Annotated in this window: 7 protein-coding genes, 3 tRNA genes, 1 pseudogene and 1 riboswitch; of the genes and pseudogenes, 4 read left to right on the top strand and 7 right to left on the bottom strand. The window is 49.6% G+C overall.

Annotation, left to right across the window (positions count from 1 at the left end; genetic code table 11):
- The 6 genes from ACO0LE_RS19120 to ACO0LE_RS19095 form a co-directional block, all read right to left on the bottom strand.
- A partial coding sequence (locus ACO0LE_RS19120; RefSeq protein WP_017454492.1) for a GTP-binding protein occupies window positions 1-123 on the bottom strand: 123 nt, incomplete at its 3' end.
- 87 nt (window positions 124-210) lie between these two features.
- Window positions 211-285, bottom strand: a tRNA-Thr gene (locus tag ACO0LE_RS19115).
- 39 nt (window positions 286-324) lie between these two features.
- A tRNA-Gly gene (locus ACO0LE_RS19110) sits at window positions 325-398 on the bottom strand.
- Window positions 399-455: 57 nt separating this feature from the next.
- Window positions 456-540 (bottom strand) — tRNA-Tyr (locus tag ACO0LE_RS19105).
- A 217-nt stretch (window positions 541-757) separates the two neighbouring features.
- On the bottom strand, window positions 758-1,504 hold the full coding sequence (locus ACO0LE_RS19100; RefSeq protein ID WP_422961920.1) for an MgtC/SapB family protein: 747 nt from the start codon (window positions 1,502-1,504) through the stop codon (window positions 758-760).
- A 72-nt stretch (window positions 1,505-1,576) separates the two neighbouring features.
- Window positions 1,577-3,586 (bottom strand): bifunctional 2',3'-cyclic-nucleotide 2'-phosphodiesterase/3'-nucleotidase, encoded by a 2,010-nt coding sequence (locus tag ACO0LE_RS19095; protein ID WP_422961919.1) that lies wholly within the window; start codon window positions 3,584-3,586, stop codon window positions 1,577-1,579.
- A gap of 136 nt (window positions 3,587-3,722) precedes the next feature.
- Here ACO0LE_RS19095 and ACO0LE_RS19090 point away from each other — a divergent pair, with 136 nt between their 5' ends.
- The 4 genes from ACO0LE_RS19090 to ACO0LE_RS19075 all read left to right on the top strand — a co-directional run bounded on the left by ACO0LE_RS19090 (window position 3,723) and on the right by ACO0LE_RS19075 (window position 7,773).
- Window positions 3,723-4,304, top strand: a complete 582-nt coding sequence (locus ACO0LE_RS19090) for an NAD(P)H-dependent oxidoreductase (RefSeq protein WP_422961918.1) — start codon at window positions 3,723-3,725, stop codon at window positions 4,302-4,304.
- Window positions 4,304-6,121, top strand: a complete 1,818-nt coding sequence (gene kefC / locus ACO0LE_RS19085) for a glutathione-regulated potassium-efflux system protein KefC (RefSeq protein ID WP_422961917.1) — start codon at window positions 4,304-4,306, stop codon at window positions 6,119-6,121. The genes ACO0LE_RS19090 and kefC overlap by 1 nt, the downstream gene beginning before the upstream one ends.
- Before the next feature lie 35 nt (window positions 6,122-6,156).
- Window positions 6,157-6,298, top strand: a riboswitch (yybP-ykoY riboswitch).
- Between the two features lie 81 nt (window positions 6,299-6,379).
- Window positions 6,380-6,952 (top strand): TMEM165/GDT1 family protein, encoded by a 573-nt coding sequence (locus ACO0LE_RS19080; RefSeq protein WP_422961916.1) that lies wholly within the window; start codon window positions 6,380-6,382, stop codon window positions 6,950-6,952.
- 11 nt (window positions 6,953-6,963) lie between these two features.
- Window positions 6,964-7,773: a hypothetical protein gene (locus ACO0LE_RS19075; protein WP_422961915.1), complete on the top strand. Its 810-nt coding sequence runs from the start codon at window positions 6,964-6,966 to the stop codon at window positions 7,771-7,773.
- Window positions 7,774-7,841: 68 nt separating this feature from the next.
- Here the strand turns inward: ACO0LE_RS19075 and ACO0LE_RS19070 are convergent.
- Window positions 7,842-8,497, bottom strand: a pseudogene (locus ACO0LE_RS19070) (LysE family transporter).
- Between the last annotated feature and the right edge of the window lie 32 nt (window positions 8,498-8,529).

Raw genomic sequence — 8,529 nt, 5'->3', positions numbered from 1 at the left:
GCCAAATTTCTTGGACAATACTGTCGCAATCGCTGCTGTCAGAGTGGTTTTACCGTGATCAACGTGACCAATTGTGCCTACGTTGACGTGCGGCTTGGTGCGTTCAAACTTACCTTTTGCCATTTTAGACTCCTAACGATTTTGATGAGAATGTACAGGCACGCGCCCGACAACTTTTAGATTTGAAAACTTTGAAAACACCTGCGTACATGGTGCCCTTGACGTGGATTGAACACGTGGCCTCTCCCTTACCAAGGGAGTGCTCTACCACTGAGCTACAAGGGCAGCTTGTTTTGCGCACAAACTCTTGCACAAACATAAAACTGGAGCGGGTGAAGGGAATCGAACCCTCGTCATAAGCTTGGAAGGCTTCAGCTCTACCATTGAGCTACACCCGCAGGGGCTACCACTTCAGCCGCATCAATCACGCACACGATTAAGCAATTCTTTTCCTATGGTGGAGGGGGCTGGATTCGAACCAGCGTACTCAGAGAGAACAGATTTACAGTCTGTCGCCTTTAACCACTCGGCCACCCCTCCGTAGGGAACCCCGAATTATGGAGATGTTCGATTTCACTGTCAATACCTTTTTATGAAAAGGCGTAAAATTTCGCAGTAAATCTATCTGAAGATAGCAATCCTATTGCTGTCTCAATACGGCAACAAGTCGGCAAATTATTGATTTAAAAGAATTATTTCTTATTTTTGAATGGAACAGAATAATTTTAACAATGCTTAAGTATTTACCATGTCAATGTCAGTTACGTGCATGAGCAAGATGATAATACTCAACACCCTCGAATTTCGTGAGTTCCTGCGACAACACACTTAAGGGAACACCAAGCTTGCGACTGAGCGCGACTGCCACAAAACGCCATTCGGTTTTTTGTTCCTGGCAAGAAATCATGATGGTACCTGTCGCAATCTCATAACCGCGTTTGATGGCAATCGCGCGTAAGGTATTTTCATCAGGCACAAACCCATCCTTAAAGCGCATCGTGATCGCAATCGCCGGGCGTGATGGCAACAGCGATTCAAGCTTCGATACCCAGATCATGCAAGCGGCGGACAATAAGGCAAGCAGAATAGCTGCCGCATAGAAGCCGATGCCAACCAATATCCCAATCGCGGATGATGCCCACAAAGACGCTGCAGTGGTCAGGCCACTGATGCTGAAGCCATCCTTCATAATGACACCAGCACCTAAAAAGCCTATGCCAGTAACGATGCCTTGTATCGTTCGGGAAGGATCCAGATTAACCGGGTACTGCGAGCGAGCACCAAACCAGAACTCAGGATAACCGGCAATCACAACTAAAGCAGCGGATGCCATGCACACCAGACCATATGTTCGCATGCCCGCAGCACGTCCGTGATAGTAACGCTCGTACCCCACCACAAACCCTAACAGCATCGCTCCTGCCAAATTCAAAAAAATGATGAGGTTGGCATCCAGCTCTGCCGCCGACCAGTAATTCATTAAATTGGCCAAGTTGATCGCCATGATGATCCAATGCTTGTTATTGAGGAATCCAGTTTACTCCCAAGCACGTGCAGGCTTGTTATTTGGTATATATCATTTAGTCAAATCTACGCGATAAACCGATAAATTTTTTCCACTCCCCTCATCTTCGGAAAAAATACTCAGGTTACTCAAGCCAAGTTGCCGCGCCAGATCCAATTTGTTTTTCGCACTGACATAAGTGACAGGACCGGCAGTCAGCACTTTGCTGAAACGCCAGCTCCGCTCCATGCCGTTTGTTTTAAGACAAAGTAGCGGATGCGTTTTTATGTACTGGATTAAAACATCGCGATTCGCATCAGGCGATGCATAAATCACTTTACTGTCATCAATTCCCGGAAAACCTCCGCCACCATTAGCCCGGTAATTATTCGTCGCCACGATAAATTCCTGCGCCGGAGAAACCGGCTTAGCCAAATATTCCAAATGCCGGATACGCTGCCCCGGCGCTTGCGTCACATCAATCTCATACCGGATATCTGAAGAGCTCAGCATATCGAAATTATAGCCAGGCCACTGAGCAATCAGTTTTTGTGTCGCGGTCTGCTCAGGATCAATTTGATTGAAGCGCCGGGCAGCATGTTCTAGCCATTTTTTTAACTCTTCGCCGTTCACTTTAAGCGCGTACACGGTATTCGGGTACAAATACAAATCCGCCGCGTGGTTAAAAGCGAGCTCACCTGCCGCAATATCGGTGTAATCCATCGCACCGCCCACGCCACTTTTAAACGGTGCGCTCATCGACAACACAGGCAGATCCTTGTATTGCGGCAAATTCGTTTTGACAAATGAACGAACATAATCTGCCTGCGCCTGATTCACAATCTGAAGCGCAGACACATCCCCGAGATCTGCGAAATAAGTCGACATCGGAAAATCTGTTTGACCTATCGGCGTCTTCACATACGCTATAGTCGCCTCGTGCTCAGATCGTACTATGGGCGCTATGTCCGGCTCGGCACTGACGTAGGATCCATCAGGCTTTTTAATTCCACGCGTCTGCACTGTGGTTTGCCGCGGATCGACTTGCCAGTGCTGCCCGTCAAATTTCAAGCCAAGTTTGATCAGACCTAAATTTTGCCCCCAAAAACTAGCCATCACCGCAGGTACACGATGCACTAGGCCGCTGACTTTATCAATGCCAGGCAAATTAAATTGCGCGGCCTGACTTTTGGCATCAGGAAAAAGTTGATGGGCATGCCCCAGCAGCAAAGCATCAATTCCCGGTACTTTAGCAAGATGGTAATTCGCATTTTCCATGCCTGCTGAGTAAGCTGCCCCATCGAAGCTGCCATGGGAAATGACAATCACCAGATCCGCACCACGTGCACGCATCTCGGGAATATATTTCTCAGCCTGTTCCCGGATACCAAGGCTAAATACCTGGCCATCCAGCCAGCGCTTATCCCATTGCAACACAGTCGGCGGCGTGAATCCAATAACACCGACTTTGAGACGACTTTTAAAAGACATACCATCAACGCTGGTTGCCTGTATCTCTTTCTCTAAAATCACATAAGGCGGAAAAATCGGCAAACGGTCTTTGACGCTCAGAATATTTGCCAGCACAAGGGGAAATTGCGGTCCGGTGCAGCGCTCCTGCTGCTGATCTGGCACGGTGGGCAAGTTAAACTGCAGTCCGGTAACTTGCGCCAACATAGGCAAGCCGAAGTTGAATTCATGATTGCCTATCCCGGCAGCGTCATAGCCCAGAGCATTCATGACTTTATAAATCGCCAAGGTCTCGCGACATGTCAAAGGCTGTGCCGATAGCTGAAAATCTGCCAGAGCGGTACCCTGAATCGCATCGCCATTATCAAATAGCATAGTATTGGCGAACTCCGCTCTTGCTTGCCGGATCAGGTTCGCGGTACGTTCCAGACCGATGCCTGGATTGGCTGCGAGTTTATAGTAATCATAACTAAGTACATTCGCGTGTAAATCGGTGGTCTCCAGCAACACCAGCTCGGCAGTACTTCCCTTGCCCGTACGTACTGCGAATGAGCTACAAGCAGAAACAAGCGATAACACGCTCAATAGCACGATTGAATAAAGAGGTTTCATAAAATAGCATCGCAAAAAAGAATGCGGGGAATCATACAGGACTGTTGTCAGTTAACAACCAGTCCAGCAGATGCGTTAGCATGCATTCATCCATCGACCAGACAGTCTGGTCTTGTCCTTGACTTTTAACCTACTCATGACATCCAAATCGATTTTACTCATCTGCGCCCACCCGGCCTTACATCGCTCCCGCGTCAATCGCCGCATGCTATCCGCTGTCAGTGATCTGCCGCATGTTCACGTACATGATTTGTATGAGACCTATCCAGACTTTCATATCAATTTACGACATGAACAAGCCCTGCTTGAGGCCGCAGATCTGGTGATCTTCCAGCATCCTATCCAGTGGTACAGCATGCCCGCGTTATTAAAAGAATGGATGGATGTTGTATTGGAATACGGCTGGGCCTACGGCAAGGACGGAACGGCGTTGCAGGGAAAAGACTACTGGCTAGCAGCGACTACCGGGGGCAGTTTGAATGACTATAGCAGCGGTGGAACGCATCGCCACGCGTTTGATGCGTTCTTGCCACCAATGGAACAAACCGCCAATTTATGCGGGATGAACTGGCTTCCGCCTTTTATACTTTTCGGCGCTCTGCAAGTCGATGAGGCGATTGTTCAAGCACATTGCCACCGTTATCGGAATCTGCTGCAAAGCTATCCAGACTGGACGGCATCGACATCGACACCAATGTCAGAAATAAAGGAATCGTAATGGAAAATAGTTTGCTGTTCAATGCTCTGATCTATTTGATGGCAGCAGTCATTGCCGTACCAGTCGCAAAACGTCTCGGACTGGGCGCGGTGCTCGGTTATTTGCTGGCTGGCATGGCAATAGGCCCATGGGGTTTGCGCCTGATTGAAGATGTGCAGGTGATCTTGCACTTCTCAGAATTCGGTGTGGTGTTACTACTATTCGTGATCGGACTTGAGCTTGAGCCAAAACGTCTGTGGTCGATGCGACGTCCTATTTTTGGCTGGGGAGGCGCGCAGGTCATCGGTTGCACCATCGCATTAAGCCTGGCTGGTATTGCACTAGGTGTAGGCTGGAAAACATCGCTGATCGCCGCACTGGGCTTATCACTGTCCTCTACCGCAATTGCGCTGGCAACCTTGGATGAGCGCAATCTGATGGCAACGCCCGCCGGTAGCGCAAGTTTTTCGATTCTGCTGTTTCAAGATATTGCGGCCATTCCTATGATTGCCTTGATTCCCTTATTAGGTGTAGCAGAAACTCAGGGAGAAACAGAAGGCTGGCTGGCGGGTCTCAAAGTCATCGGTGTCATTGCCGCATTGATTGTGGGCGGCCGTTACCTGATACGCCCGATATTACGTGTCATCGCCAAAACCGAAATGCGCGAGATCTTTACTGCGTTCGCCTTATTGCTGGTGATTTCGATTGCATTGCTAATGGAATCCGTCAATATGTCCATGGCGCTAGGCACATTTTTAGCAGGCGTCTTGCTAGCCGAGTCCGAATATCGCCATGCACTTGAGAGCGATCTGGAACCGTTTAAAGGACTGCTACTTGGCCTGTTCTTTATCGCCGTCGGCATGTCGGTGGACTTCGGTTTATTCCTGACAAAGCCACTACAAATTCTCGGTATCGTCCTGCTGTTTCTGCTGATAAAAATGAGTGTGCTGTACTTTCTCAGCCGTCGTTTTTCAATCCCGAAAGCGCAACGTTCTTTGTTCACATTTTTGCTTGCACAGGGCGGTGAATTTGCGTTTGTGGTGTTCGCTACAGCGACCAGTGCCAAGGTTTTTTCTGCAGAGACCTCCGCGTTGCTGGTCGTGGTGGTCGCCCTATCGATGGTCGCAACACCGCTCTTGCTGGTGATATACGATAAATGGCTGGAGCCGCGCTTGCGCAATCTGGAAAAACCGCCCGAGGATGAAATCACATCGCAAGACAACCCTGTGATTATTGCGGGCTTCGGGCGCTTCGGTCAGATTGTGGGGCGCTTGCTCTATGCGAATCGCATACGATCTACAGTGCTGGATCACGACCCGGACCAGATCGAGTTATTGCGTAAATTTGGTTTTAAAATTTTTTACGGTGATGCTACCCGTGCCGACCTGCTGCATGCAGCAGGTGCCGATAAAGCAAAAGTTCTGGTGATCGCGATTGACGATGTCGAAGATAGTCTCGCGCTGGTCGACATCGCCAAGGAACATTTCCCCCATCTGACCATCGTAGCACGCGCCCGCAATATCAGTCACTGCTACCAGTTAATGGACAGAGGCGTGAATATTTTTGAACGGGAAACATTTGAATCCTCCCTGCAAATTGGCCGCCAGGTATTGCAGCAACTCGGCTTCAGGGCTTATCAGGCACGCCTGACTGCCTTGCGCTTTCGTGAACACAATATCAAGACCATGCATGCTGTATACCCACATTACAAAGATCAGCAGCAAATGGTGTCACTTTCCAAACAGGCGCGAGATGAACTCGAAGAGATGTTTGCCAGAGACCGCGAAGCCCGCGAAGCCCGCGAAGTCGCGCATAAAAATGGCTGGGACGCATCTTAGCAATAGCCACTGGCATGCATGGGGTATAATCTGTTACTTATTTCACTGGGGAGTAGCCCGCTTCAATCATCGGTAAGCTTATCGATATTGAAGTAAACGCATCAACATACTTGACAGCCGTCATGGTGCGTTTGACTGGAAGCCTGAAGATTTTTTCAGCAACAGTCCGGCAAGACCTTTGATATATGTACCTTTTTGACCAGGGATTGGGCGAGAGGTGCATTTATCATTGCTCAACTCGCCCGATCCGCCTATCTCATGGAAGCTTTCCTCGTCTCTGCCTTAGCCATCACCATCGGTGAAATTGGCGATAAAACGCAATTACTCGCGCTGCTGCTCGCTGCCCGCTACAAAAAACCTTTACCGATTATTCTGGGAATCCTGGTCGCCACGCTTGCCAATCACGCGTTGGCTGCATGGCTGGGGCAATGGGTCGCATCCAATGTCTCGCCAGATATTTTAAAGTGGGCACTAGGTTTGTCGTTTCTGGCGATTGCCGCCTGGACCCTGAAACCAGACGAAATGGAAGAAAGCACGCTCAACGAGAGTCGTTACGGCGTGTTCCTGTTGACCTGTGTTACATTTTTTCTGGCTGAAATCGGCGACAAAACCCAGCTTGCAACCGTCGCACTGGCAGCCAAATACAGTAGTCTGGTCTGGGTTGTCGCAGGCAGCACATTGGGCATGCTGATCGCCGATGTGCCCGCAGTGTTTCTTGGCAAGATCGCCGCACCGAATTTCCCCTTCAAGCTGGTGCGCTGGATAGCTGCCACGATCTTCGCCATACTCGGCATCGTCGTCTTGCTTGGCCTGGGTAACCGCTTTTTTTAATAAAGAATTCTATGACATCATTTACCTTGCCTGCCGGCACTCTAGTGAAATACGGCACCATCTCAACCCGGCTCTACCCCATATTGAGAAATGGTATTCATGCCGATGCCCTACGCGCCGGTCTGCATGCCGACACGGATAAAACTAGTGTCGCTGGTGGTATTTATGTCGGCGAGCTGATGGCTTACTTCGCCGCCTGTGCCGCGTTCTGTCAGGCAACCAGCAGTCTTCATGCCGCACATGAAGCAACGCTGGGGAGTTTTGTACAGGCGCTGCAAGATGCTCACGGACAAAAACCACAAATGCCTGAACTGGAAGAAATTGCCTTGCAGGCTGGCTTGCCCGTCATCCTAGAAATCGAACTCGCTGAGGACTGCGTGGTGCATGCCGATGAATTATTTGTCGATGCCGACAAAGCCGAAAGAAGCTGGAAACAATGGCGCAGCGTTGCAATCGTGCGCGACGGTGGTATCCTCGCTGGTTGGATCAAGCAATTTTATTTTCCACGTTTGCTCGACTACAAAGATGTCAGCAGCTCGCGCAATCCGCGCATGCTGGAGCAAACCACGGACAGCGCTCTAATGGTCGGCGGTCTGATGCAGTCGTGGCACAAGGATACGCCGGGGGACTTATTGCTCGCCTTTAAAAAGCAATATGGTCGGACTAACTTTTCTCAAAGCAGTGCCTTTACCGACACAGCTCTGGAACGCTTCTTTAACCTGAATGCGATGCTGGATCCGGCGACACGTTTGTTGAATCAGATGAGTATTTGGCAGGATCTGGATGCACTGGCGAAGAAACAAGAAATCCCGTTGGGATAAATAGTTCAGGGAAAAATCATCACCAGGGTCTTTGACAATCAATGTCATCAGCCCCGGTGATCAGTGCATCAGGTGCCCGGGCTACGCTTTACAAAAAACAAAGCCGCGCCGATCGCCATCAAGACGCCACCGAAAAAGCGATTCTGCTTTTTTAACAAACGCGGATCACGGAAAAATCGCTGCATCGACGACGCAGCAAATGCATAGCTGTGCATCACGACCAGATCAACTGCGTACATCGTCACACCGAGTATCAGAAGCTGCGGGAATAATGGCGCGTCGTGACTAATAAATTGTGGCAGCACGGCGACCATAAAAATAATGCCTTTCGGGTTCGTCGCATTAGTAAAAAACCCTATCAAAAACCGTTTGCGCCAATCCGGTATTACCAGACTCGCCGTCGTTATATTGCCAGCCGCCATCTCGGTGCCTGCTACATCGACCTTGGCGCGCCACTGGCTAATACCGAGGTAAATTAAATACAAAGCACCCACCGTTTTGATGACATTAAACGCCAACTCGGAAGCCATGAGTATCGAACCCACGCCAGCACCGGCGATAGCAAATATCAGCAACAATCCAGCCTGCAAACCCATAATTGTAGCGCTGGATTTTTTGACGCCGTACGACAATCCATGCGACATCGACAGAACAGCACCAGAGCCGGGAGAAATCGCGATCAGACAAGCCGCGAAAAAAAAGTAAGCCAGGTAGTCAACAACATGATGCATCCCAAAGTCAATCAAGCCATCATTT

The organism is Undibacterium sp. Xuan67W (assembly GCF_049340165.1).
Taxonomy (GTDB): domain Bacteria; phylum Pseudomonadota; class Gammaproteobacteria; order Burkholderiales; family Burkholderiaceae_D; genus Undibacterium.
Note: the sequence above shows the minus strand (reverse complement) of the source record. Positions and strands in the feature narration are given on the sequence as shown.

Bases quoted from the DNA above. Each gene is read 5' to 3' on its own strand.
- ACO0LE_RS19100 (WP_422961920.1), bottom strand. From the start codon at position 1,504: ATGGCGATCAACTTGGCCAATTTAATGAATTACTGGTCGGCGGCAGAG.
- ACO0LE_RS19095 (WP_422961919.1), bottom strand. From the start codon at position 3,586: ATGAAACCTCTTTATTCAATCGTGCTATTGAGCGTGTTATCGCTTGTT.
- ACO0LE_RS19090 (WP_422961918.1), top strand. From the start codon at position 3,723: ATGACATCCAAATCGATTTTACTCATCTGCGCCCACCCGGCCTTACAT.
- kefC (WP_422961917.1), top strand. From the start codon at position 4,304: ATGGAAAATAGTTTGCTGTTCAATGCTCTGATCTATTTGATGGCAGCA.
- ACO0LE_RS19080 (WP_422961916.1), top strand. From the start codon at position 6,380: ATGGAAGCTTTCCTCGTCTCTGCCTTAGCCATCACCATCGGTGAAATT.
- ACO0LE_RS19075 (WP_422961915.1), top strand. From the start codon at position 6,964: ATGACATCATTTACCTTGCCTGCCGGCACTCTAGTGAAATACGGCACC.